This is a genomic window from Microbacterium sp. SS28 (assembly GCF_022761035.1).
Classification (GTDB): domain Bacteria; phylum Actinomycetota; class Actinomycetes; order Actinomycetales; family Microbacteriaceae; genus Microbacterium.
In genome coordinates this window covers 343,384-368,749 of sequence record NZ_JAKWJP010000005.1, presented here as the reverse complement: position 1 = coordinate 368,749, position 25,366 = coordinate 343,384, and the positions used below count along the sequence as shown (strand labels likewise).

The following is a 25,366-nucleotide window of genomic DNA, read 5'->3' as shown; positions in this document are numbered from 1 at the left end:
AGGACCCGTGCCCGTCCGACGCCTGGGGTGTGCCGCCCGGGCCCGCCTGGGGTCGGGCCGTTCCGTCCGGCGCTCGGACGCTAGCCCGGGCCACGGAAGGGGGCAACGCCGCGACCCATCGAGTGGCACAACTCGCGCCGGCGACCCGGTCGTGGGGTGCTGGACGCTCGGGTTTCTGCCCAATGGAACACGCTTTGTCGGCGGGGAAGAGCAGTACCTAACATGCCGACGTCGGCATCGATGCCCACGGACGGAGTTGTCATGGCTGCTTCAGCGCCCAAATCCCTGTCTCCCGAGCAGGAGGAGGAACTCGACGAGGTGTTCGCCCGCGCACGGGCGGCCCTCGCGGTCATCGAGACCTACGACCAGGAGCGGGTCGACCGCCTCATCCGTGCCATCGCCTGGGCGGTCGCGAACCGCTCATCCTTCCACCGGCTGGTGGAGATGGGCATCGACGAGTCCGGGCTCGGCGATTTCGACAGCCGCATGAACAAGCGCATGAAGATCCGGGGCGTGCTCCGCGACGCGCTGCGCAGTCCCTCGGTGGGCGTCATCGAAGAGGATGTCGAGAAGGGCCTCGTCAAGTACGGCAAGCCCGTCGGGGTGATCGGCTGCGTGGTACCGACGACCAACCCCGACCTCACTCCCGCGGGCAACGCGATCTACGCCGTCAAGGCGCGCAACGTCGTGGTCTTCTCGCCGCACCCGCGCTCCAAGCTCACGACGCTCGAGACGGTCCGGCTCATGCGCGAGGCGCTCGAGGCCGAGGGCGCTCCCGCCGACATCCTGCAGTGCATCACGCTGCCGAGCCTCGCAGCGTCGCAGGAGATCATGAGCCGCTCAGACCTCGTCATCGCGACCGGCGGACAGGGGCTCGTGCGCGCCGCCTACAGCTCCGGCACGCCCGCATACGGCGTCGGCGCAGGCAACGCGACCGAGTTCGTCGACGAGACGGCCGACCTCCAGGAGACGGCGCGCAACTGCATGCTCTCGAAGACGTCCGACTTCGGCTCGGGGTGCTCGGCCGACGGCAACGTCCTGGTCCCGGCATCCCGCTACCGAGACATGCTCGACGCACTGCAGGCGGAAGGCGGTCACCTCGTGACCTCCGCGCAGCGCGCCGCACTGCAGGCGGTGATGTGGGATGCCGAGGGTCACCGGCTCGCCGACACCGTCGCCGTGTCGCCCCAGGCGCTCGCCGCAGCTGCAGGATTCGACATCCCGTCCGATCGGCGATTCATCCTCGTCGAAGGCGACGGGATCGCCGAGGACAAGCAGTTCTGCAAGGAGAAGCTGACGACGCTCATGGCAGTCCACGCCTACGAGGGCTCGTTCGAGGACGGCGTCGAGCTCGCCAAGCAGCTCTACGACATCGGCGGCAAGGGGCACTCGTGTGGCATCGCCTCGACCGATGACGCCCACATCGACTACTTCGCCCGGCAGATGCCCGTCTCGCGCATCATGGTCCGCCAGCCCAACTCGAAGGCCAACGCCGGCGCGTTCACCAACGGCATGCCGATGACCTCGTCGATGGGCTGCGGCACGTGGGGCGGCAACATCACGTCCGAGAACGTGTCGCTCAAGCACTACCTCAACACGACGTGGGTCTCGAGGACGATCGCCGAGGACCGGCCGTCCGACGAAGAGCTCTTCGGAGACTTCTACGACGCGTCGCTCGAATCGGATGCCGCTCTGACGGCAGCGCCATGAGCGCGGACGGCGAAGGCATCGCCACAGCGGAAGATGCCGCGGCTGTCCTCGAAGACGCGCGCCAGTGGTGGCACACCGACATCATCGACGTGCGTCCCGGAGAGATCGCACTGCACGGCTACCCCATCGAGGGGCTCATCGGGACGGTCGGATTCGTCGACACGATCTGGCTCATGCTCCGCGGCGAGCTGCCCTCGCGCGGGGAGTCCGCCCTCCTCGAAGCAGCGCTCGTAGCGTCCGTGGATCACGGGCCCCAGGCGCCATCGATCGCGATCGCACGCATGGCCACGACGTGCGGTGTGCCCGTGAACGGCGCCATGGCGTCTGCCATCAACGTCCTCGACGACGTGCACGGCGGCGCGGGCCAGCAGTGCATGGAGATCTTCCTCGAGATCGACGAGGAGCGGGAGCGCGTCGGCGACATCGGCGAGGCGGCCCGCCGCGTCGTGCAGCGCCGTCGCGACTCGGGACTGAAGTACTTCCCGGGCTACGGCCACCGCTTCCATCCGCTCGACCCGCGCAGCCCCCGGCTGCTGTCGCTCGTGGATGCGGCGGCGGCGGACGGCCTCGTCGGCGGCCGTTTCGCGACGATCGGCCGGGCGCTCGAGGACGCGATCAGCGAGGGAAAGAGCGCGCGAGTGCCGATGAACATCGACGCTGCGACCGCCGTCATCTTCTGCGAGCTGGGACTGACGCCCGAGCTCGGACGCGGGGTCTTCATCCTGTCCCGTTCGGTCGGCATCCTCGCGCACGCGAACGAGCAGTCGATCCAGGGGGGCCGCATCAAAGGCCCCGTGCCGAAGTCCATCGGCTACACGTACACCGGTCCGGCGCGCCGACCCGTTCCGAACGAGCGCGACTAATGAAGGAGAACGTCATGAAGGACCTGGTGTCGAACCAGATCGTCCGATACCTCGAGGCTCGCCAGGTCGAGCACATCTTCGGGCTGTGCGGGCACACGAACATCGCGCTGCTGGCGGCCCTCGAGAAGAGCGAGAGCATCTCGTTCGTGAACGTGCGCCACGAGCAGATCGCGGCGCACGCGGCCGACGGCTATGCGCGCGTCACCAAGCGGACCGGGGTCGTCCTGACCCACCTCGGCCCGGGGCTGACGAACGCCACAACCGGGGTCGCGAACGCCGCGCTCGACTCCATCCCCATGGTCGTCATCGCGGGCGACGTCCCGACGCACTACTACGGCAAGCACCCGCATCAGGAGATCAACCTCCACGCGGATGCCGCGCAGTGGGAGATCTACCGTCCCTTCGTCAAGCGCGCGTGGCGTGTCGATCAGCCCCACCTCATCGCCGAGGTGCTCGACAAGGCGTTCGCGCTCGCCGAGAGCGGCCGGCCGGGGCCCGTCCTCGTGGACGTGCCGATGGACGTGTTCTCGGCCGAGATCGAAGTCGCGCTCTTCGACAAGGTCATCGGCAACACGCGCTCGCTCGCGCGACCGAGCCTCGATGAGGAGGTGGCCGAGCAGATCGTGCAGAACCTGCTCAGTGCCGAGCGGCCGGTCCTGTACGTGGGCGGCGGGATCATCGGAGCGGATGCCGCGCCCGAACTCGCCGAGTTCGCCGGACTCCTCTCGCTCCCCGTCGCGCACAGTCTCATGGGCAAGGGCGCACTGGCGGACGACAGCCCGCTCGTCCTCGGCATGACGGGCTTCTGGGGTACGCAGTTCACCAACGACATGACGCGCACAGCCGACTGGATTCTCGCGCTCGGGACTCGCTTCGCCGAAGCCGACTCGAGCTCGTGGTACCCCGAGTACACCTTCGACATCCCCCAGACGAAGCTCATGCAGATCGACATCGATCCCGCCGAGCTCGGACGCAACTACCCGCTCGAGATCGGCGCCCTCGCGGACCTCAAGTCCGCGCTGAGGGTGCTCCTGCGCGTCGCGCGCCGGCTCGCTCCGGCCGGAGTCCGCCGCGACGAACTCCTCGCGCAGATCGCCGCGAACCGTGCGACCCTCAAGCTGCAGAACGCCGATGCGCAGGTCTCCGACGCCTGGCCGATGCGCCCCGAGCGGATCCTCGCCGAGACCCGCGCTGTGCTGCCCGCCGACGCGATCATCACGACAGACGTGGGGTGGAACAAGAACGGCGTGGGTCAGCAGTTCGACATCCTCACCCCCGGATCCTTCCTGACGCCCGGCGGATTCGCGACGATGGGCTTCGGTGCTCCCGCTGCTGTGGGTGCGAAGATCGCGCACCCCCACCGTGTCGTCGTCTCGCTCGTGGGCGACGGGGGCTTCGGCCAGAACCCCGCGGTTCTCGCGACAGCGCGCGAGCAGAACGTCTCCGTCGTGTGGGTCGTGATGAACAACAACGCCTTCGGCACCATCGCCGGGCTGGAGAAGTCCGCCTTCGACACCACTTTTGGCACGGTCTTCGGCAACGCCGAGGACTCCATGTACACCGACTTCGCGGCGATCGCACGCGGATACGGGGTCACGGGCATCAGGGTCGAATCGGCCGTCGGGTTCAAGCCCGCCCTCGAGCAGGCGATCGCGATCGGAGGGCCGGTCGTCATCGACGTCTCGATGATCAACGTGCCGACGCCGACGACGGGTCACTGGAACATCCTCGACATCTACTCGCCGGGCGAGCGAGTCGGGCACGTCGCAACCCACTGATCCAGCACGACGACGAAGAACCACGAGGGGGTCCGCTCATGAGCCTCGATACGTCGAGAAGACGCGCCGTCATCTCGACCGCGTGCCTCTCCGGCACGCTCGAAGACAAACTGCATGCGGCTGCCGCGGCCGGTTTCACCGGTGTCGAGGTGCTCGAGCACGACCTGGTGATGTCGCCATGGTCGCCCCGCCGCGTCGCCGAGGAGGCGGCGCGGCGAGGGCTGTCCATCGAGGCGTATCAGCCCCTGCACGTCGAGACGGTGCCGGTCGAGCGGTTCGGGGCGATTCTGCGTCGAGCCGAACGGACGCTCGACCTCGTCGAGCAGCTCGGCGCGAGCATCCTGGTGTGCTGCTCGTCGAGATCCGCCGAAGGGCTCGACGACGAGGAGCTGGCAGTCGAGCAGCTGCGCGCGCTCGCGGAACGCGCTCAGCGCCGCGGCATCCGGCTCGCGTTTGAAGCGGTGCCGTGGGGCCGCGTCCGCACACACGAGGACGCCTGGCACATCGTCCGGCGCGCCGACCACCCGGCGCTGGGTCTGTGTCTCGACAGCTTCCACGTCCTCTCTCTCGACAACCATCCGACCGCGATCCCCGCCGTCGCGACCGAGAAGGTGTTCTACGTCCAGCTCGCTGACGCGCCTCGCCTCAACCCGGACGTTCGCGAGTGGAGTCTGCACTCCCGACTGTTCCCCGGTCAGGGGACGCTCGACGTGTCGGGGTTCGTGAGCCGGATCCTTGCGGCGGGGTACGCGGGCCCCCTTGCGCTCGAGGTGTTCAACGACGTCTACCAGCAGGAGGATCCGCGGCACGCGGCGATCGACGCCATGAGATCCCTCCGCGTTCTCGCCGAGGCGGTGGCCGTGAGCGGAGGAGGGGCGGCATCCGCGTGGCTCTCGCAGGACGACCTGCCCCCCGCCCCACGTCTCGATGGCTTCGCGTTCGCCGAGCTCGGCGCTGACGAGGTGTCGGCCCCGCTCGTCTCGCGAGCCCTCGCGGCGCTCGGATTCGCCCATGTCGGTCAGCACCGGTCCAAGCCGGTTCAGCTGTGGCAGCAGGGCGGTGCGCGAGTCCTCCTGAACCTCGCTCCGGATCGCTCGATCGCGCCCGCGACCGCCTCCATCTGCGCGCTCGCCGTCGAGAGTGCAGATCCGCCCGCGTCGATGCGCCGCGCGGAGGGACTCATCGCTCCGAAGCTCGTGCGTCCGCGTCGGCCCGACGAGACCGATCTGAACTCCATCGCCGCACCTGACGGCACAGCCATCTTCTTCTGCGATCGGGGCGCCCAGGAGACGTGGCTTGCGGACTTCGACGCCACAGGGACGCCCGCCCTCGCGCAGCCGCTGGTTCGTGACATCGATCACGTCGCGATCACCGACTCGATCGACGACTTCGATCAGTCGTCGCTGTTCTACCGTGCCGTACTCGGCCTCGCCCCCGGCGAGTCGACCGAGATCACGGCTCCCTTCGGCCTGATCCGGACGTGGACGGCGACGGGTCCCGGCGGCGGGGTTCGCATCACACTGAGCACGAGCGCGCTGCGGCGCGGCGATTGGGCGCCGGGGGTGTCGAGCCCGCAACTCATCGCCTTCGCGACGGACGACGTCTTCGCCGCCGTCGCGGCCGTGCGAGAGCGTGGGGCTCCGATCCTCCAGATCCCTGACAACTACTACGACAATCTCGATGCACGCCTCGATCTGCCGGCCGATCTTCTCGAGAGCCTGCGTGAGAACTCGGTCCTCTACGACCGCGATGACAGCGGCGAGTTCCTGCACTTCTTCACCGAGATGCTGGGCTCCCGCGTGTTCTTCGAGATCGTGCAGCGCGTGAATGGCTATGCCGGATTCGGGGATCCGCAGACTGTGCCCCTGCGCATGGCCGCTCATCGCCGTCAGCGGCTGCGCATGCTCGCGAGCGCGCCGGTCGGCCCCGCGTCGGAGTCGCGGCACGAGTACTCGCTCGCGCATCTGACCGCGTTGAGCCTGTCGCCGCCCGAGCTGGTGGATGCCGCCGCGGCGGCCGGCTACCGCTACGTGGGCCTGCGCATGACGAAGGTGACTCCGCAGGAGCCGCACTATCCGCTCGCGTACGACCCCGCCCTCATGCGCGCGACGAAGACGCACCTCGCGGCGACGGGGGTCGAAGTCCTCGACATCGAGCTCGCGCGGATCACATCGGGCGACAATCCGCGGGATTATCTGCGCTTCCTGGAGGCGGGTGCGGAGCTGGGCGCCCGCCACGTCATCACGCAGCTCCCCGACGCGGACTTCGCGCGCAAGACCGATCGGTTCGCCGAGCTGTGCGGGCTCGCGCGGCCGCTCGGACTCACGATCGACCTCGAGTTCCCGTCCTGGACCGAGACGGGCGACCTCGCGGAGGCTGCGCGCGTTCTGCGGGCCGCGGACCAGCCGAACGCGGGGATGCTCGTCGACCTGCTCCACTTCGCGCGATCGCGCTCGAGTCTCGACGACCTGCGCGAGCTTCCGCGGGAGTGGTTCCACTACGCCCATGTATGCGATGCGCCGGGGGAGATCCCCTCGACGACGTCGGAGCTGATCCACACCGCGCGGTTCGAGCGACTGTTCCCGGGCGACGGTGGGCTCGATATGCACGGCATTCTCGCGGCGCTGCCGCCCGGCATCCCCTTGGCCCTCGAGATCCCGCGCGCGATGCTCGTGGCGCAGGTGGGTGCCAAGGAGCACGCACGCCTGGCGATCGCGGCGGCCCGCCGGCACCTGGAAGCGGCGCACGCGGTTCGCTGAGCTCCTGCATCAGCTCGGGGATGACGAAACCCCCGCGATCCCAGTGTTCACAAGGGATCTGCGGGGGTTTCACATGGCGGTGACGGTGGGATTTGAACCCACGGTAGGGGGTTACCCTACACAACTTTTCGAGAGTTGCACCTTCGGCCGCTCGGACACGTCACCGCCGAACAGCTTACGTCACACGGCGCCTGCCCGCGAATCGAGTCCGAGGCGCGGCACGGACGCGCGCGGCACGAGGACGCGCGGGCCCTTGTCAAGCCCTGGCGGCGCACGCCATGCTCCAGTTGGCTGAGGCCACCAGCATGAAGGAGGGCACCGGATGCCGGGATTCATCGCGCGCGCAGACATCGAGGTCGACGCATCCCTCGAGAAGGTGTGGGAGACCATCACGAGGCACGCCTCGGACGTCAATTTCGGGGCGACGGTGGAGTCGGACTGGAAACCCGGCTCGACCGTCGTATGGCGTGGAGTGTGGGAGGGGAAGCCTTTCGTCGACAGCGGCGAGGTGATCGAGGCCGTCGCGCCGCATCGGCTCGTCCTGACGCATACGAGCGGCGCGGACCCAGCGGCCGGCGGGACGAGCGAGAAGGACGACGCCGGCGAGGCCGAAGAGAGCGCTTCGGCATCCGGATCCGTCCATCGGCTCACGTACGAGCTGTCCGGCAGCGGCGCCGGAACGCGCATCGAGTTCTGGCAGGACGGCAACGCCACGCCTCCGGCTGCGGTGCAGGCGGAGCACAACTGGGTGCAGCACCTCAAAGCCGTCAAGGAGCGCGCCGAGCGCTGAGCAGGGGCGCGGAAGCGCTGCGGTTCAGTTGCCGGTCGACCGCCGCACGACGAGCTCCGGCTGGAACACCGTCTGACGCGGGATGCTGCTGGGATCGGCGGCCTCCTCGAGGACGATCCGCAGCGCCGTGCGCCCGATCATGCGACTCGGCTGGCGGATCGACGAGAGCGGCACGGCGGCGGCGCCCGCGAAGGCGATGTCGTCGAAGCCGATGATCGCGATGTCGTGGGGGACCAGCATCCGTCCATCGACGACGAGTGACTGCAGAAGTCCGAGCGCGAGCAGATCGTTCGCGGCGAAGAGGGCATCGGGCCACTCTCGGCGGGGACGGCTCACGATGCGTGCGCCCGCCGCGACGCCCTCCTCGACGGTCATGGCACCGGTCGCGAGCACCTCGATCTCGATCGGTGCGGCGGCGTTCTCGGCCGCGACACGCGCCCCCGCGAGCCGGTCGGTGACCTGCCGGATGTCGAACGGTCCTCCGACGAAGGCGATGCGCCGCCGCCCCGCCGCGATGAGGTGCTCGACCGCCATGGTGCCGCCCACGACGCTGTCGACCGAGACCGACGAGAACTTGCCGTCGCCGCTGAACCGATCGACGAGAACCGCGGCGATTCCCCGGCTCCGGAGGCGCTGCAGTCGCGCGGTGACGTCGCCGTACGGGGCGATCAGCAGGCCCCGCACCTGCTGTTCCTCGAATAGGTCGAGGTACATCTTCTCCCTCGCGACGTCCTCGTCGGTGTTGCCGTAGAGGATCGCGATGCCGTGACGGGATGCTTCGTCCTCGGCGCCGCGCACGACGTCGTTGTAGAACGGGTTCTGGCCGTCCAGCACGACGAAGCCGACGGTCGTGCTGACGCCGGCGCGCAGCTTGCGGGCGGCGTCGTTGCGGACGTAGCCGAGCTCCTCGATCGCCCTCGTGACGCGATCGACCGACTCGGTCGAGACCTCCTCGGGGCGATTGAGGACGTTCGAGACGGTCCCCACCGACACGCCCGCACGCACGGCGACGTCACGGATGCTGGCGGGCACAGCGCCTCCACTTCTTCGGGGGTCACGATTCGGTCACCGCCACAGGAGTGACTTGACCACGATCACGAGCGTACCTAGAGTAGCCTGAAACTTCCTGAATCGATTCAGGCATACTTCATCTTCACCTCGACGAGGAGGAATCCGTGTCAGCGGACCAGAACCCGACAGCGCCGCAGGCGGCGCTCGTGCTCCACAAGGTGGTGAAGTCGTTCGGTCCCGTGGTCGCACTGCGATCCGGGAGCCTCACGCTCGAGCGCGGCTCGATCCATGCCCTGATCGGCGAGAACGGCGCAGGCAAGTCGACGCTCGTCAAGATCGTCGCGGGGCTGTACCGGCGGGATGCCGGCGAGTTCCTGCTCGACGGCGAGTCGGTGGACTTCACCAGCACGGCGCAGTCGAAGGCCGCGGGCATCGCGGTCATCTACCAGGAGCCGACGCTCTTCCCCGACCTCTCGGTGACCGAGAACATCTTCATGGGCCGGCAGCCCACGAACCGCTTCGGCCGGATCGACCGCAAGGCGATGCGCGCGGAGGCGGTGGAGATCTTCCAGCGACTCGGGGTGGCGCTCGACCCCGACCGCGTGACGGAGGGTCTCTCGATCGCCGACCAGCAGATCATCGAGATCGCCAAGGCCATCTCGCTCGACGCGCGCGTGCTGATCATGGACGAGCCGACGGCGGCGCTGTCGGGCGTCGAGGTCGAGCGCCTGTTCGCGGTGGCGCGGAGCCTCCGCGACGAGGGCCGCGCGCTGCTGTTCATCTCGCACCGCTTCGACGAGGTCTTCGACCTGTGCGACACCGTCACCGTCATGCGCGACGGGTCGTACGTCGACACGCAGTCCATCGCCGAGACGACGGTCGACGACCTCGTGCGGCAGATGGTCGGCCGCGACGTCACAGAGCTCTTCCCGAAGCTCCCGGCCGAGGTCGGCGACGTCATCCTCGACGTGCGGGGGCTGACCCGCGCGGGAGTGTTCCGCGACATCTCGTTCACCGTCCGGGCGGGCGAGATCGTCGGACTCGCGGGCCTCGTCGGCGCGGGGCGCAGCGAAGTCGCGCGCGCCGTCTTCGGCGTCGACACCTACGAGTCCGGCAGCGTGACGCTGGCCGGCGTGGCCCTCCCGAAGGGCAACCCGCAGAAGGCGACGGCGCGCGGCATCGCGCTCGTCCCCGAGGATCGCCGCAAGCAGGGCCTCGTGCTCGATGACGGAGTGTCGCGCAACATCACGCTCGCGATCCGCTCGAAGCTCGCGAAGTGGGGCCTCATCTGGGGCGCACTCGAGAACGAGTCCGCGAAGGTGTGGGCGAGCCGCCTCGAGGTCAAGACCGCGGCGCTCGACGCCGAGACCGGCACCCTCTCGGGCGGCAACCAGCAGAAGGTCGTGCTCGGCAAGTGGCTCGCGACCGAGCCTGCGGTGCTCATCGTCGACGAGCCGACGCGCGGCATCGACGTCGGCACGAAGGCCGAGGTGCACCGCCTCATGAGCCAGCTCGCCCAGCAGGGGATGGCGATCCTGATGATCTCGTCGGAGCTTCCGGAGGTGCTCGGCATGGCAGACCGTGTTCTGGTCATGCGCGAGGGGCGCCTGACCGGGGAGTTCCCTCGCGCAGAGGCCACCCCGGAGGCCGTCATGCACGCCGCGACGGCCGATGCGGAGGTGGCCCGATGACCACGACCGCCCCCACCGTCCAGCCCGCCGCGAACCCCGCGGGCAAGATCGTCCGCAACGTCGTGACGGCGCGAGAGACCGGCATCCTCATCGCCCTCGTCGCGATCATCCTGGTCGCCACGATCCGCAACCCCACGTTCCTCTTCTCGAGCGACGGGTTCCGCGACCTGCTGCTGACCCCGTCGCTGCTGCTTCTCGTCGCGGTCGGCTCCGCGATCGTCATCATCACGCGTAACGTCGACCTCTCGGTCGGCTCGGTCGTGGGCCTCACCGCCTACCTCACGGGGCGGATGTTCATCGACATCCCGGGCATCCCCGTCATCGGGGTGTTCGTCGGCGGTGTCCTGCTCGGGGCGCTCCTCGGCGCGATCAACGGCGCGCTCGTCGCGTTCGCCCGCGTCCCCGCGCTCGTCATCACGCTCGGCACCATGTACATCTATCGCGGCATCAATGTGGCGTGGACCGGCAGCGACCGGATCAACGCGTCCGACCTGCCCAAGGACTTCCGCGGACTCGGCACCGACCAGATCCTCGGCATCCCGATCCTCACGATCATCGCGGTCGTCGTCCTCATCGTCGCCGCCTGGTGGCTGCGCAACCTGCGCAGCGGACGGGAGATGTACGCCATCGGGTCGGACCCCGCCGCCGCGCACCTGTACGGACTGAGGACGACGCAGCGCGTCATCACGGCGTTCGTCATGAGCGGTGCGCTCGCGGGCCTCGCAGGCGTTCTCTACGCAGCGCGCTACGGCACCGTGAGCTCGGCGGCCGGCTTCGGCTGGGAGCTGCAGGCGATCGGCGCGGCCGTCATCGGCGGCGTCGCGATCTCGGGCGGCGTGGGCACCGTGTGGGGTGCCGCGATCGGCGCGTTCCTGCTGCTCACGATCAACCGGGCCCTGCCGATCCTCGGCATCGACGACTTCTGGCAGCGCGCCGTGGTCGGCGTCCTGATCCTCGGCGCGATCGTGCTGGACCGCGTGCTCGCGGTGCGCCAGCATCGCCGACTCATCGCACAGAGGGAGGAGACGCGATGACCGCCGTCACCGACACCGTGTCCACCCGCGTCTACCAGGCGCACGCGAAGCCGCTGTGGCGCCGCATCCTGCTCACGCGCGAAGCGACGATCATCGCGATCCTGGTGCTCGTGATCGTCGTGGCGCTCGCGACGGTGCGCAACTTCGACAGCCCGCTCACCGTGACGTACCTGCTTCGGGATGTCGCGCCGATCCTGCTCATCGCGCTGCCGATGACGCTCATCATCATCACGGAGGAGATCGACCTCTCCGTCGCGAGCATCGTCGGGCTCTCGAGCGTCGTGACGGGGCTGCTGACGCATGCCGGCATCCCGTTCCCGCTCGCCGCCGCGGCCGCGATCCTCGTCGGGCTCGTCGCGGGCGTCGTCAACGGCTTCCTCGTCACGGTCGTGGGGCTGCCCTCGCTCGCCGTCACGATCGGCACACTCGCGCTCTTCCGCGGCATCGCGGTGGGCCTGCTCGGCACGACCGCGATCACGGAGTTCCCCGAGGAGTGGACCGACCTCGCGAAGGCGAACATCCCGGGCACGCCCGTGCCGGTCATCATGATCCCGTTCGTGATCCTCGCGCTCGTGTTCGCCGTGCTGCTGCACTTCACTCCGTTCGGACGCTCGCTCTACGCCATCGGCCTCAACAAAGAGGCGGCCTCGTTCTCGGGCATCGACGTGGGCCGCACCAAGTTCCTGCTGTTCGTGCTCTCGGGCACGGTCGCCGGGTTCGCCGGCGTCTACTTCACGCTGCTGTACTCCAACGCCCGCGGCGACAACGCGATGGGCATGGAGCTGCAGGTCATCGCCGCCGTGCTCCTGGGCGGAGTGTCGATCTTCGGCGGACGCGGCGCGCTGCACGGCGTCATCGCGGGCGTCCTGCTGATCGGCGTGCTCGGCTCGGCGCTGCGCCTGGCCGGCATCACGAGCGACGTCATCAACATCATCACGGGACTGCTGCTGGTCGTCTCCGTGGTGTCCTCGAGCCTCCTCGCCTGGCTTCAGAAGCGACGCTTCGCGGCCATCGGGAAGAGGAAGGGCCGTGCCGCGGCATCCGACGCGGCGCAGCGCCCCACCCCGTAGAACCACCCCGCAGTCACGCACACGCAACTGCACCAAGGAAGGAAACAATGATGTTCGAATTCAAGCGCACACGGCGCGCGGGGGTCATCGCGGCCCTGGCCGTCGGCGTGACCCTGTTCGCGGCGGGCTGCTCGGGCGGCTCGGGCGACTCGGGCTCGTCGGGCGACGCCGGCGGCGATGAGGCCCTGTCGATCACGATGCTGCCGAAGAACCTCGGCAACGCGTACTTCGACACCTCGACGAAGGGCGCCACCGCGGCGGCCGACGAGATCGGCGCGACGCTCGAAGAGGTCGGCCCGTCCGAGGCCTCCCCGACCTCGCAGGTGCAGTACATCCAGACCGCGGCGCAGCAGGGCGCGGGCGCCCTGATCGTCTCGGCGAACGACCCCGAGGCCCTGTGCGACGCGCTCGGCGAGGCGTCCGACGCGGGCGTGAAGGTCGTCACGTTCGACTCCGACACGAACCCGGACTGCCGTGACCTGTTCATCAACCAGGCCACTGCGGAGGGCATCGCCAAGATCCAGGTCGACCTGATCGCGGAGCAGATCGGCGACGCCGGTCAGATCGCGGTTCTCTCCGCGTCGGCGAACGCGACCAACCAGAACGCGTGGATCGAGACGATGAAGGAGCTGCTCGCGGCGGACCACCCGAACATCGAGCTCGTCGAGGTCGTCTACGGCGACGACGACGACCAGACCTCGTTCGACAAGACCGCGGCGCTGCTGCAGACCTACCCCGAGCTCAAGGGCATCGTCTCGCCGACGACGGTCGGCATCTCGGCTGCGGCCCGCTACCTGTCGACCTCGGAGTACAAGGGCAAGGTCGCGCTGACCGGCCTCGGCACCCCCAACCAGATGCGCGAGTACGTCGAGGACGGCACCGTCACGGCGTTCGCGCTGTGGAACCCGGCCGACCTCGGCTACCTCGCCACCTTCGCCGCCGCCGCGCTGTACAACGGCGACATCACCGGCGCTGAGGGCGACACGTTCGACGCCGGCACGCTCGGCTCGTACGAGGTCGGCGCCGACGGCGTCGTCCTGCTCGGCGACCCCTACGTCTTCGACGCAGACAACATCGGCGACTTCGACTTCTGAGTCGCAATCCCTCGGAACGCCCGGCCCCCAGGGGGCCGGGCGTTTCTGCGTCCGGGATGCCGCATCCTGCGCGGCAGCCGTGGGTCGGGATGCCGCGCGTCAGGCGAGCTCGGAGGCGAGCGAGAGGGCGTCGACGGCGAGGGCGGCCGAGGTGTCGGCGTCCCGCATCCACAGCGGGACCGCGCGGCACGCGATGCCCGCCGCGGCGACTTTCGCGACGGCGCCGGGGTCCTCCTCGCCGACGAGCCAGCCGTCGAGCAGCCCGCCCGCGGTGCGCGCGCCGTAGTGCAGGGCGACGGCCGCGGCATCCGTCTCGACCCCGATCGCCGCGAGGCACGCGTCTGCCATGCCGCGCACGACGGATCCGCCGATGATGGGCGAGACCCCGATGACCGGGGCGCCCGAGGCGAGCACGGCCTCACGCATCCCGGGCACGGCGAGGACGGGGCCGATCGAGACGACGGGGTTGGACGGCGCGAGCAGTACGACGTCGGCCCGCGCGAGAGCCTCGAGGGCACCGGCGGACGGGCGTGCGGCGCCGATGCCGTCCTGCTCGAACCGCACGGCCGGGATGCCGGCCCGCTCGCGCACCCACCACTCCTGAAAGTGCATGCGCCGTCCGTCCTCCGTCGCGACGTGCGTGTCGATCTCGGCGTCGGTCGCGGGGTGCAGCGTCGCACCGAGATCCCACCGGCTGCCGAGGCGCGCGAAGACGTCCGAGACCGATGCGCCCTCGCGCAGCCACGAGGTGCGCGCGATGTGCGTCGCGAGGTCGAGGTCGCCGAGCGTGAACCACGCCGGCGTGGCATCCCATTCACGAAGCTCGCCCGAGACGCGGTCGGACTCGCCGCGGCGGCCCCAGCCGCGCTCGTCGTCGTTCTGCCCCGCGAGCGTGTAGAGGATGCTGTCGTGGTCGGGCGAGATGCGCAGCCCCGACACCCACCAGTCGTCCGCCGTGTTGACGACGACGTCGATCGCGGCGTCCGTCACCGACCGGCGGAGGTGCTCCCGCAGGCCCCGCACGTACCGGGCGCAGCCCACGCCCCCACCGATCACCACGCAGCGCATGCCTCCCACGCTAGTCGGAGGGTGGGAGGCGGGCGCCGTTCACAACTCAGGAGATCCGGCGGGCAGGGAGGGGCAGATCCGCGAGACTGCGCGGGACGCCTCACAGGCTCGGCACGTTCTTCCTGAGTTGTGAACGGAGGGCAGGGGTGAGGGCGGGTCAGGCGATGGCGTCGGGATCGAGCCCGCGCGCGACGAGGTCGGGTCCGACGAGGAAGAGCTCCCGCGCGTGCTCGTTGACGGTCGCAGGGCCGTATCCGACGCGCAGCCCGAACATCGCCCGCACGTCGAGCCACGCGTCGGGCGTGCGCACGAGACGCGCGCGCTCGCCGAAGGGGAACGCGCGCTGCTCGCCGTACCTCCGCAGGCGCGCGGGGGAGTCGTACGCCGGGTCGTAGGTCATCGCGAGATGCGCGCGCCCGGTGTCGCCGCGGGCCGCTGCCGCGAGGCGCGTGATGGTGAGCGAGCAACGGGCGGGGTTCATGCACCGCGTGTAGAAGAACGCGAGCACCGTCTCGCGGCCCGCGAGCAGCGCGCCCAGATCCGCCGTGCCCCCGTCCTGGTCTTCCGTCGCGATCCGCGCGAGCAGGTCGGGATCGAGGCGGATGACGGATGCCGCTCCTGCGGCCTGCGCGAGATCCGCGGGCGCGGCTGGCGCCGCCGCGACCTCCTCGAGCGTCGCGAGCAGCTCGCCGCGCGCCGTCCGCATCCAGCTCGGCGCGACCGCTCCCGGGACCCACCGCACGTAGACGTCGGCCGTCGCGACGCGGTCCGCGGCGTCGCGCAGCAGCTCGGCCCACGAGCCGTCGGCACCCGGGCCCAGTCCTCGGACGGCGCGCGCGGCGCCCGCGAGCACGACGGGACTCGCGCTCGAACGCAGCTCTTCGGCCACGACCGGCAGGGCGTCCAGCGGGATGCCGCGCGTCTCGAACGACGCGAGCAGGTGCGCGCGCACGCGCTCGGCATCGGCTGTCGAGAGACCCGCCGTGTGCGGGGCGTCCTGACGCAGCTGCGCGAGGGTCACGGGTTCGGCGAGCAGCTCAGAGATGACGGCATCGACGGGATGCGGCATCCCGTCACTCCGTCGTCTTCGGCGCGCGGGACTGGGCGTAGCGGTCGATCGAGGTCTTGAGGGCGCGGGATGCCGTGGCCTCCCTGATGCCCTCGAGCTCGGGCTCGAACGCCTCGCCGTCGAGCGCGTCGGCCGCTTCAGGAGCGAACGCGAGCGCCGACAGGGCTGTGGCGCGCAGTCGATCGTCCTCCTGCTCGTCGAGGACGAGCTCGCGTGCGACCTGCGCGAAGCGTTCGGGCGAGGCGGCCTTGAGGCTCATCGCGGCGACCTCGCGCATCCTGGCGGACTCGGACTTGTCGGACGAGACCTCGGCGAGCAGGTCGACCGACTCGGCGTCGGCTGCGAGCGCCCGCAGCGACTCCTCGCGGACGCGCACGGGCCCCGACCGCGCGAGCTCGCGGAAGAGCGGCGCGGCGTCGCCGTGCTCGTCGCGCGCGAGGAGGCGCACGGCGGTCGCGGCCGGGACGAGGGGCTTGCGGGTTCCTTCGAGGCTCTCGCGCAGCATCCGCTTACCCTCGTCGTCGTCCTCGAGGGTCAGGCGGTCGAGGGCGAGGAGGCGCAGCCGCTTGTCGTCCGAGAGGGCCAGGGCGCGCAGCCGCTCGACGAACTCGGCGTGGAAGGGTGCGAACCGCTGGGGCTGGAACGCCGCGGCGCCGAGGCGCTCGAGCGCGATGATCTTCTGCTCGGGCACGGCCGCGTCGTCGGCGAGGACGTCGAGGAGGACGCGCATCGCCGACTCGAAGGTCTCGGGCTCTTCCGCCTCGTCGGCCTCGCCGCCCAGCAGGCCGTCGCCGCCCCGCGAGATGCCGCGCGTGAACGACACCCCGGCGCTCGCCGCGGATCCTGCCCGCTTCGCGCCGGTCACGTCGTCGACGAAGGACTTGCGGAGCGCCTCGATGTCATAGTCGGCCATCACGCGCCTCCCATCTGGAACGGGACGTCGTCGTATGCGAAGCCGAGATGCGCGGGCGTCGTGAGCCCGAAGTAGTCGATCGCGTCGCGAACGCGGGGACTCAGCCCCGGAGCGTTCGTCATGGCGGATGCCGCAAGCCCGCCGCCGGGCGCCGTCGTGGGCCGCGGCGCAGCGAGCGGTCCGCTCCACGGCCAGAGCGGATCGGCGAGGCGGTGACCGGGACGCGTCGACCCCGGGGTGAACGCGCGCGCCGCAGCAGGATCGTGCATCCGGAACCCCCACTGCCACTTCGCCCACAGGCGGTCGACGTTGCAGTGCAGAAGGAAGAAGAGGGGGTCCTGCGGAGCCGTCCCGGGGTTCGTGATGACCCCGCCGCCGTGCGACATGTGCGCGGCCCCGTGCGGGTCGAACTGCATGTCCTGCGCGAACGGCGCGAAAGCCGCGGAGGCGAGTGCACGGCCGCCGAGCGCGAGGGTCTCGGCCTCGGTGAGGACGTCCGGCACCGTCGTGGGCCCGACGCCGCGCCCGCGCTGGACGCCCGGCTGCGTCGCGCCGATCCACGCGCGGAGGGGATTCGACGGCGCGAAGTCGACGACGTTCTGGAACGTCGGGACGCCCATGAACTGGCGCGTGAAGACATTGGGCGCGGCCTGGTCGAACCGCCAGTACGGCAGGCTCACCTCGGCATCGATGAGCTGCAGCTCGCGCTCGAGGTCGAGCAGATAGATGCGGTGCCACGGGAGGAAGCCGGGACCGCCGTGGGCCTCGCGGTCGGGCGCACCCGAGGTGTGCATGTCGCGGAAGTCGCGGAAGCGCCCCGCGCCCGAGCCGTTGAGGGTCGCCATCGCGCGCAGGAACCTGCCGCGCTCGGCGGGCGTCAGCCGGTTCGCATTCTTGCGGACGCGGACCATCGTCGGGCGACTGCCGAGCAGCGCACCGCCCGGACGCGTGCGAACCTCTACCGTGACATCCCCGAAGCGCGTGCTCGCGTCGGGGTAGGCGCCGCCGATCCAGACCGACCGTGCTGCGCCGCTCGCGGGCAGGGTCACATCGAGGGTCGCCGTGCCCGCGTGCGTGAGATGGTCGGCGAACAGCAGCGCGCCGCCTCCGGAGAGGCGTCGCGCCGAGACGGTGACCGCGACGGCCGGTCCCGCCTGCGGCGGCGTGACCGCGAGCTTGACCTCGACGGGGCGCCACGTGACGTAGGCGCGTCCGCGCTCGTCGATGCGCGGAAAGGTGATGCTGACGCTCATGGACCCCCCATGCCGAAGGCCTGCCCCCGCGCCTCAGGCTAGTCACGTGCGCTCGCCGCGTCGAGAGCACCCCGTCCCCACATCTGCGTCCCCCTGAGCCGGACCTTCGAGCCTGCGGTCCGGCCGAACGGGGACATGGGATGACCACGAGGAACAGGGTTCCGTTGACGCCACCCCCGCCGAGGCGGTTGCATCGGAGACGGGGCTGACCGAAGGGGCTCGACGATGACCGGATTCCTCCCGCGCGCACTGCCCGCGGCACCCACGCGGATCGCGGGGCTCCTGCCGCCGCAGCGGATCTCGTTCGCCGACCTCGCCGAAGCGCTCGCGACCCTGCCGCTCGCGGTCGACGAGATCGACACGCTCGACACGTTCCAGACGATCTCGACCCTCGCGGGCGATCTCGTCGCGAACGGCCGGGTCGCGAAGTTCCTCATCGACCGGAGAGATCCGACGAGCCCCGCTGTGCGGTTCGTGAACGGCAACTTCCTCGAGAACGGACAGGTTCCGGATGCCGCGAGGTACCACTACTTCTTCGGGCGGGCGACGTTCGGCATCGCTGAGACGCTCGACGCCTTCAACGCCCTGACCTACTTCACGGCCGACAAGCGCTACATCGCGGGCAGCATCCGCACGTACTTCCTGGAGGGGGCGGCGGACCCCGTCTTCGGGCTGCAGTTCTACCCGCAGGACGTCATCCGCGAGCGCCTGGTCGTCGAAGCCGTGAGCATCGTGCGGGCGCGGATCGGCATCCCGAGCAGTCGTTTCGCCTTCGTGCCGACCGGTGCGCAGCAGACGACCGATACCGTCGGCCCCGATCTCGCGGGCCTCGAGGTCGAGGTGCTGCCCCTCGACCGGATCCTCGGCGCGATCGACTACGTGCCCCTCAACGTCGGCGAGGCATGGGGGCATCTGCGGATCTTCCCCGAGGACCGCGACGCGCTGACGGCGACCGACATCCCCGTCTTCGACGAGCTGCCGCTCGACCTCTCGGTCGTCGCGGGCGTCATCACGAAGGCCGTGCAGGACACCAATTCGCATGTCAACCTCAAATCCAAGGAGCGCGACACCCCCAACGCCGTGCTGCGCAGCGCTGCGCTCGACCACCCGCGGCTCGCACCGTTCGCCGACAAGCCCGTCCACTTCGTCGTCCGCAAGGACGGGTTCGACCTCGAGGAGTCGACCGACGAGATCGTCGCGGCGAAGCTCGCGGAGCGCCTCGATCGCCCCCTCGTGCAGCTGGTATGGGATGCCGAGACCGAGGTGCGCTCGTACGACGAGCTCGCGACCGGCACGACGACGCAGACGCGGGCGTTCGCGGCGCGGTACGGGTCGAAGGCCGCGAACCTCGGCTTCCTCGCGCATCGCGACGTGCTCGGGCGGGTCGGCGAGACGGGCTCGCCGAGCGCCGAGCGGGGCTACGACCTCGTGCCGAAGGGCCTCGCGGTGCCGCTGCAGGCGTATCGCGACTTCATCGAGCATCCGCCGAACAGCGACGTGCGCGCTCTCATCGACCTGTTCGTCGCGGACGAGCAGGCGGGCGCCCTCTCGCCGAAGCAGAGGGCCGCGCGCGTCGACGAGATCCAGTCCGGCATCATGGCCGCCTCCTTCCCGCCCGGCGCGCTCGAGCGCGTGCGGGCGAAGCTGAACGAGGTGCTCCCGGGCGTCGAGAAGGTCAAGGTGCGCTCGAGCGCGAACGCCGAGGACGTGCCGGACTTCGACGGCGCGGGGCTGCACGACAGCTTCGCCGCCGACACGACCAAGCGCGACCGGCCGATCGGGCCGTGCCTCGTCGAGGAGGACGGCGAGGACGGCGAGGTCAAGCGCAAGGTGAAGCCGAAATCGCTCGGGTGCGCGATGAAGGGCGTCTACGCGAGCCTGTGGAACAAGCGCGCCGTCGAGGAGCGCTCGTTCGCCCGCATCGACCAGACGACGATCGCGATGGGACTCGCGATCGTGCCCGCCTACGACGCGGAATCGGATGTCACCGCCAACGCCGTCGTCGTGACGCGCGTGCTCAACACCGAGCACGTCTTCGGGTACTCGCTGTCTGTCCAGGCGGGCAACAACCTCGTGACCAACCCCGACCCCGGCACGTGGTCGGAGCTCACCGTCGCGGCCTTCATCGCCGACGACGAGCCCGCGAGCCTCACGACGACGCGCTACGCGAAGCCCACGCGGGACGCGGACGTGCGCGCGGCGCCCGTGCTCGCGGGCGACCGGATGCTCGAGCTCGTCGACCTCGCGCGCCGCGTCGAGCGCGCGTACTGCCGCGCGACGCGGGGCTACTACCGCGACTGCCGGTTCGTGACCTCGGCGGCCGACAAGGAGTCTTCGCTCGACCTCGAGCTGAAGATCTTCGCGGACGGCCGGCTCGTCTACAAGCAGGTGCGCGAGTTCGGCGGGCGCTGAGGGAGCGCGCGAGGGACGCCGGATAGCCTGGTGCGGTGCAGCCCGACCCCGCCGAAGTCGCCCCGCGCCCCACTCGGGCGCGGATCAGCGATGTCGCGGCAGCGGCGGGCGTCTCGGTCACGACGGTCTCGCACGCGCTGAGCGGCGCGCGGACCGTCAACGCGCAGACGCGCGAGCGCATCCTCGAGGCGGCGACGGCCCTCGGATACGCCCCCGATCGAGTGGCGAGCGGGCTGCGGCGCAAGCGGACCGGCGTCATCGGCTTCGTCGGCGACTACGTCGCGACGACCCCCTTCGCGGGCCAGATGATCGCGGGCGCTCGCGTGGCGGGTCTCGAACGCGACGTGCTGCTGCTCGTGGCCGAGTCGGAGGGGGATGCCGCGCAGGAGCAGGCGCTCATCGACCGGCTCGTCGCGCAGCGCGTCGACGGCGTGCTCGTCGCGCGCATGTACCACCAGCGAGTCCCGCGTCCGCAGCTCCCGCCGGACGTGCCGATCGTGCTCCTCGATGCCGCGCCCGAGCACGGCTGGGTCGTGGACGCCGTCGTCCCGGACGAGGCGCAGATCACGCGGCTCGCGTGCGACCGCGTCGTGCGCGCGGGTCACCGGGCGATCGCCTACGCCGACACGATCGACGAGTCGCGCGCCGCACGCGGGCGACTCCTCGGCGTGCGGGCGGCGCTCGGCGACGCCGGCGTCGACCTGCCGGCCGCCCGCGTCGCCTCCGGCGCCTCGAACGCGGAGGGCGGCCGACTCGCGGGCTTGGAGCTCCTCGACCGTGCGGATCGGCCGACCGCCGTCATCTGCTTCAACGACCAGATCGCGATGGGCGTCATGCAGGCCGCCGCGCGGCTCGGGCTCGCCGTGCCGCGAGACGTCTCGATCGTCGGCATCGACGATCTGCGACCCGTCGCCGATGCGCTCGATCCGGGCCTCACGACAGTCGCGCTCCCGCACGCCGAGATGGGCGCGTGGGCCATGAGCCGCCTCATCGCGCGCATCGAGAAGACCGCGGCGCCGGCGCCCCGCCTTCACCTCATGCGGGGCTGGCTCGTCGAGCGCGGGTCGGTCGGGCCGCCCCCGGCCTGAGCGGTCTCGATATGGCCGAGCGCGGCGCGGCTCAGTCCTCGCGCCGCCCGACGGGCGCGACCCGCAGCGGCGAGATGGATGCCCCCTCGAGGCGCACCTCGCCGCCGCTCGCCTCGACGCGCAGGCCCTTCGTGCCCGCCGCCCCGCCCGAGACCATGCTGAGCGCGGAGCCGTCGCCCGTGAACACCTCGATCGAGGCGACGTCCACGACGATGTCGAGGCGGATGCGGCCGTCCTGCGCCACGACGGGTGCGGTCCGCACCGCACGATAGGCGTCCGGCATCCGGTCTGCGATGGCATCGGCATCCCGGGTCACGAAGACCTGCCCGGTCGCCGGGTCGTACCCGACCGTCGCGAACGCGCCGTCGGCGCCGCGGGGGATGTGCACGCGCAGCTCGCCGGCGTTCGGATCATCGGCCGCCAGCTCGATCCGCATCCGGTAGGCGTCCGACGCGGGCTCCGGCAGTGAGACCGTGCTGCCCGTCTCGAGTGTCTGGGCGTCGAGTCCCTCGGTGGGGCCCTCCAGGCTCTGCAGGGCGTCGAGGGGCGTCGACGAGAGCGTCGCGCGGCCGTCCCGCTCCATGAGCCGGATCTCGCGGACGATCGTGTCGGAGCCTCCGCTCCACTCCTCGCCCGGCACGTCGCCCGCGTAGGCCCAGTTGTTGAGCCAGCCGATCCCGTACCGCGTCGTCAGCCGCTCCTCGGCGCTGAGACGAGGGTCGTCCCAGGTGACGGCGGCGTAGTAGTCGGCTCCGCGATCGAGCCACTGGTGGCGCGTGTCGTCTGGGGTGAACGTCTCGCCGTCCCACGAGCCCGTCCAATAGACGGTGCCCGTCGTCATGTCCTCGGCCGCGCCGTTCGCGCCGGCGGCCAGCACCCATCGCACCTGGGAGGGGTCGCCGTCGACCGCCATCGGGAAGAGATCGGGGCATTCGAGCACGCCGAGCGCCGGCGCCGTGAAGCCCGACCGGTACGTCCAGTCCTTGAGATCGGGTGACGTGTAGAAGCCGATCTTGTCGCCCTCGGCGAGGGTCATGACCCAGCGGTCGTGTGCGTCGTCCCAGAGCAGGCGCGGGTCGCGGAAGTCGCGTACTCCCGGATTGTCGATGACGGGGTTGCCCTCGTACGGCTCGAAGCGGTAGCCGCCGTCGCGCGACACGAAGAGGGACTGGCGCTGCACGCCGTCGTCCTGCTGCGTCGCCATCGCGACCACCGCGTCCGGCCCGAAGCCGGCGGTGTTCTCGTGATCGACGACCGCCGTGCCCGTCCAGATGTCGCCGAGCCCGTTGGTGTACTTGTCGATCGCGACGCCCTGGTCGGTCCAGTGCACGAGGTCGGTCGAGGTCGCGTGGTACCACGCGGTGCCGTTCCCGTCCGGGTGGTCGGCGTTGTAGAGGTAGTAGTAGTGCCATACGCCGTCGAGCAGGAACGGGCGCTGCGGGTCGTTCATCCAGTCCTGACTGGGCGTGAGGTGAACGGCCGGGCGCGCGTCGTCAGAGCCGGCCGGCCGCTCGTAGGGAGACGCGGGTGCGGGGGTCGCCTCGGGGGAGGGGGTCGTCTCGGGGGCGTCGGCCTGTCGGGACAGAGAGATCCCGAGCGCGACGAGAAGCGCCACGACCGCGGTCACGGCGACGGCCGCGAACACGAGCCGGCGACGGCCAGAGGTCGTTCGGTCCTGCGTGGGCATGTGTCTCCTCGGTGATGCGGCGTCGGGTGGGGGGAACGGCGAAGCGGATGCTCCGGGGCGGGCGCGCCCCGGAGCATCCGCCTGGTCATCAGCCGCCGTACTGTGCGAGCAGCTTCTCGATGAGCTTCTTCACGCCGGCCGGAACCGGCTTGCCCGCGAGGTAGTCGTCGAGCTTGGGTCCGACGGCCGCGCGGATCTGCTGCGCAGCCTCGTCCGAGACGCTCGCGCCCTGCTTGCCGGTCGTGAACAGGTGCCGGTTGGCCGGGATGTCCGCCCAGCCGCCCAGGCCGCCCGCACCGTAGGAGTAGTCGACCGCGGTGCTGGTGGGGTCGCCGCCCACACCGATGTCCATCTTCACCGTCGGGGCGAGGGTGCCGCCGCGCACGAAGTCGTCATGCGTGCCGATCGTGTCGATGAACGACTGCACGAGCCCGCCCGGCATGACGTAGTGCGAGTACGCCTGGAAGTGCCCGGGGTGCTGGTTGTAGTCCGGCGCGAACGGCTGGCCACCCAGGAAGTTCAGGTTCGTGGGGTTGCCCAGCGCGAGACCCGAGCCGCCGTTCAGCGGCTGGAAGTCGCTGCGGATGCCGTTGCCGACGAAGCCGTAGACGCCCTCGGGTCCGTCGATCCCCGACGCGAAGGTGCCGCGGTGGCTGATCGTGAAGAGGTAGTACTTGCCGTCCTTGAAGACGAACTGCGGGCGCTCGGTCTGGTCGGTGACGCAGTTGGCCGAGAGGATCGGCGGCAGGAACTCCCACTCGGTGAGGTCCTTGTTCTTCGCCTTCGCGAGACCGATGTTGCCGATCTGGTACGTGGCGCCGGAGGCGTTCACCTCGTCGACGGACTCGGCGTGGGGGTCGCCGGCCTGGTAGCCGAGGTCCTCCTCGTCGCAGGTCGCGGACTCGCGCGGCATGGCCGAGTTGCCCTCGAACACCATGTAGGTCTCGCCCGGGTGGGCCGGGTCCTCGAAGGTGAACGGGTCACGGAAGTTGAAGAACTCGTTCTGCGCACCGGTCTGGTAATACGTGCCGTCCGCCTCGAGCAGCGAAGTGACCTTGTTGAACCCCGTGAACGAGACGCCCTTGGGGCCGGCGTGCACCTTGCCGACGCTCAGCGCGATGCGCGGGTCGTACGGCTTGATGTTGTTGCCGGCCGCGTCGCGGTAGAAGGCGACGTCCGTGAAGAACAGCTTGATCTCGCCGTTCTTCGAGACGCGGGCCGAGCCCGACCACTGGGTCTGGTGGCTGTAGGACTGGTCCTCGAAGATCTGACCCGTCACGCCCTCCTTGAAGACGAGACCGCCGTAGGTCCAGCCGCCGTTCTCGGGGCGGTCGGCCGCGGCCACGCCCGCCGGGCGGTAGAAGTACCCGATCTTGGCGAAGACGTGACGGTCGTCGAAGCCGAGGTTGCGGTCGGCGACGAGCGAGAAGATGATCTCCTGGCCGTTCACCGAGTACTGGTTGCCGTCCTCGTCGGTCAGCGGCCAGGTGTCCCACACCCAGACCTTGCCGTCGGACATGTCGGGGAAGTCCTGCGGGACGGTCGGCATCGTGAGCGCCGCCGGCATCGAGTTCTCGCGTGAGGGTGCGGTCGGATCGGACAGCCGCTTGAGCTGCTTGGCATCCGCTCGCGTCCACTTCGAGGTGAAGTCGGCGTCGGGGGCGAAGGCCTCCTGGGTGTGGGTCGTGGGCTCCGGTCCGTCCTGCAGGCCGGGGTCGGCGAGCGCGGCGCCGGTGTTTCCGACCAGTGCGACCGCCACGAGTGCGCTCGTCGCAAGACCGCCCGCGAGCAGGCGCGGAACGCGCCGTTTCGAAGTTTGCATTGCTGGGCTCCTTCTTATGAACTGACCATGCAAATCGATTTGCATGGTCTGGCTATCGTGACACATGAACGCGGCCGAACGCACATCCGTGAGTTGCCGGGGGGCCGGAAGCGCATCGCACTTGACGCCGCACCGACCCTCAGTGCACACCCGTCGCGTGGGTCGACGGGCGCCTCGTCGCGGAGGCTCCGGCCGTCGCGGTGCACGACAGCCGAGCCTGATCGGGGCGCGGGGCGGCGGGCGCGGCATCCCGA

18 protein-coding genes and 1 tRNA gene are annotated in these 25,366 nt (G+C 70.3%); 11 read left to right on the top strand and 8 right to left on the bottom strand.

Going from position 1 to position 25,366, the window contains the following annotated elements:
* The first annotated feature begins 261 nt into the window (after window positions 1–261).
* From MJ607_RS15720 to MJ607_RS15705, 4 genes are read left to right on the top strand one after another with little or no spacing between them, the layout of a single operon-like run.
* The gene (locus MJ607_RS15720; protein ID WP_243076545.1) at window positions 262–1,710 is read left to right on the top strand and encodes an aldehyde dehydrogenase family protein; all 1,449 of its coding nucleotides are present in this window, start codon (window positions 262–264) and stop codon (window positions 1,708–1,710) included.
* Window positions 1,707–2,573, top strand: a complete 867-nt coding sequence (locus MJ607_RS15715; protein WP_243076544.1) for a citryl-CoA lyase — start codon at window positions 1,707–1,709, stop codon at window positions 2,571–2,573. Before MJ607_RS15720 ends, MJ607_RS15715 begins: the two co-directional genes overlap by 4 nt.
* Before the next feature lie 14 nt (window positions 2,574–2,587).
* Window positions 2,588–4,351 (top strand): thiamine pyrophosphate-binding protein, encoded by a 1,764-nt coding sequence (locus MJ607_RS15710; RefSeq protein ID WP_243076543.1) that lies wholly within the window; start codon window positions 2,588–2,590, stop codon window positions 4,349–4,351.
* Window positions 4,352–4,389: 38 nt separating this feature from the next.
* Window positions 4,390–7,110 (top strand): TIM barrel protein, encoded by a 2,721-nt coding sequence (locus MJ607_RS15705; protein ID WP_243076542.1) that lies wholly within the window; start codon window positions 4,390–4,392, stop codon window positions 7,108–7,110.
* Window positions 7,111–7,184: 74 nt separating this feature from the next.
* Here MJ607_RS15705 and MJ607_RS15700 read toward each other — a convergent pair.
* Window positions 7,185–7,275: transfer RNA gene (locus MJ607_RS15700), tRNA-Ser, on the bottom strand.
* A 157-nt stretch (window positions 7,276–7,432) separates the two neighbouring features.
* Here MJ607_RS15700 and MJ607_RS15695 point away from each other — a divergent pair.
* Window positions 7,433–7,900 carry an SRPBCC domain-containing protein gene (locus MJ607_RS15695; RefSeq protein WP_243076541.1) on the top strand — a complete coding sequence of 156 codons (468 nt, stop codon included), beginning with the start codon at window positions 7,433–7,435 and terminating at the stop codon, window positions 7,898–7,900.
* 24 nt (window positions 7,901–7,924) lie between these two features.
* Here the strand turns inward: MJ607_RS15695 and MJ607_RS15690 are convergent, their stop codons facing one another.
* The gene (locus tag MJ607_RS15690; RefSeq protein WP_243076540.1) at window positions 7,925–8,932 is read right to left on the bottom strand and encodes a LacI family DNA-binding transcriptional regulator; all 1,008 of its coding nucleotides are present in this window, start codon (window positions 8,930–8,932) and stop codon (window positions 7,925–7,927) included.
* Window positions 8,933–9,075: 143 nt separating this feature from the next.
* On the opposite strand from MJ607_RS15690, the gene MJ607_RS15685 reads away from it, so the two are divergent.
* The 4 genes from MJ607_RS15685 to rhaS are packed head-to-tail and all read left to right on the top strand — an operon-like array spanning window position 9,076 to window position 13,800.
* Window positions 9,076–10,602, top strand: a complete 1,527-nt coding sequence (locus MJ607_RS15685; RefSeq protein ID WP_243076539.1) for a sugar ABC transporter ATP-binding protein — start codon at window positions 9,076–9,078, stop codon at window positions 10,600–10,602.
* Entirely contained in the window at window positions 10,599–11,636 is a 1,038-nt protein-coding gene (locus MJ607_RS15680) for an ABC transporter permease (RefSeq protein ID WP_243076538.1), read from the top strand. Before MJ607_RS15685 ends, MJ607_RS15680 begins: the two co-directional genes overlap by 4 nt.
* Window positions 11,633–12,706: an ABC transporter permease gene (locus MJ607_RS15675; protein WP_243076537.1), complete on the top strand. Its 1,074-nt coding sequence runs from the start codon at window positions 11,633–11,635 to the stop codon at window positions 12,704–12,706. The genes MJ607_RS15680 and MJ607_RS15675 overlap by 4 nt, the downstream gene beginning before the upstream one ends.
* Before the next feature lie 50 nt (window positions 12,707–12,756).
* A complete protein-coding gene (rhaS, locus tag MJ607_RS15670) occupies window positions 12,757–13,800 on the top strand; it encodes a rhamnose ABC transporter substrate-binding protein (RefSeq protein WP_243076536.1) in 1,044 nt (347 codons plus the stop codon).
* Window positions 13,801–13,899: 99 nt separating this feature from the next.
* On the opposite strand, the gene cofD is transcribed toward rhaS, so the two are convergent.
* From cofD to MJ607_RS15650, 4 genes are all read right to left on the bottom strand, one after another.
* Window positions 13,900–14,868: a 2-phospho-L-lactate transferase gene (gene cofD / locus MJ607_RS15665; protein WP_243076535.1), complete on the bottom strand. Its 969-nt coding sequence runs from the start codon at window positions 14,866–14,868 to the stop codon at window positions 13,900–13,902.
* Between the two features lie 157 nt (window positions 14,869–15,025).
* Window positions 15,026–15,937 (bottom strand): SCO family protein, encoded by a 912-nt coding sequence (locus MJ607_RS15660; RefSeq protein ID WP_243076534.1) that lies wholly within the window; start codon window positions 15,935–15,937, stop codon window positions 15,026–15,028.
* Window positions 15,938–15,941: 4 nt separating this feature from the next.
* The gene (locus tag MJ607_RS15655) at window positions 15,942–16,850 is read right to left on the bottom strand and encodes a hypothetical protein (RefSeq protein WP_243076533.1); all 909 of its coding nucleotides are present in this window, start codon (window positions 16,848–16,850) and stop codon (window positions 15,942–15,944) included.
* Complete coding sequence (locus MJ607_RS15650) at window positions 16,850–18,103, bottom strand: tyrosinase family protein (RefSeq protein WP_243076532.1); 1,254 nt, start codon at window positions 18,101–18,103, stop codon at window positions 16,850–16,852. The genes MJ607_RS15655 and MJ607_RS15650 overlap by 1 nt, the downstream gene beginning before the upstream one ends.
* Before the next feature lie 225 nt (window positions 18,104–18,328).
* Between MJ607_RS15650 and MJ607_RS15645 the strand changes: the two genes are divergently transcribed.
* A complete protein-coding gene (locus MJ607_RS15645) occupies window positions 18,329–20,515 on the top strand; it encodes a PEP/pyruvate-binding domain-containing protein (RefSeq protein WP_243076531.1) in 2,187 nt (728 codons plus the stop codon).
* A 35-nt stretch (window positions 20,516–20,550) separates the two neighbouring features.
* Complete coding sequence (locus tag MJ607_RS15640; RefSeq protein WP_243076530.1) at window positions 20,551–21,603, top strand: LacI family DNA-binding transcriptional regulator; 1,053 nt, start codon at window positions 20,551–20,553, stop codon at window positions 21,601–21,603.
* Window positions 21,604–21,634: 31 nt separating this feature from the next.
* Here the strand turns inward: MJ607_RS15640 and MJ607_RS15635 are convergent, their stop codons facing one another.
* Together MJ607_RS15635 and MJ607_RS15630 are read right to left on the bottom strand one after the other, a co-directional pair.
* Window positions 21,635–23,290 (bottom strand): glycoside hydrolase family 32 protein, encoded by a 1,656-nt coding sequence (locus MJ607_RS15635; protein WP_243076529.1) that lies wholly within the window; start codon window positions 23,288–23,290, stop codon window positions 21,635–21,637.
* 88 nt (window positions 23,291–23,378) lie between these two features.
* Window positions 23,379–25,112: a glycoside hydrolase family 68 protein gene (locus tag MJ607_RS15630; RefSeq protein ID WP_243076528.1), complete on the bottom strand. Its 1,734-nt coding sequence runs from the start codon at window positions 25,110–25,112 to the stop codon at window positions 23,379–23,381.
* Between the last annotated feature and the right edge of the window lie 254 nt (window positions 25,113–25,366).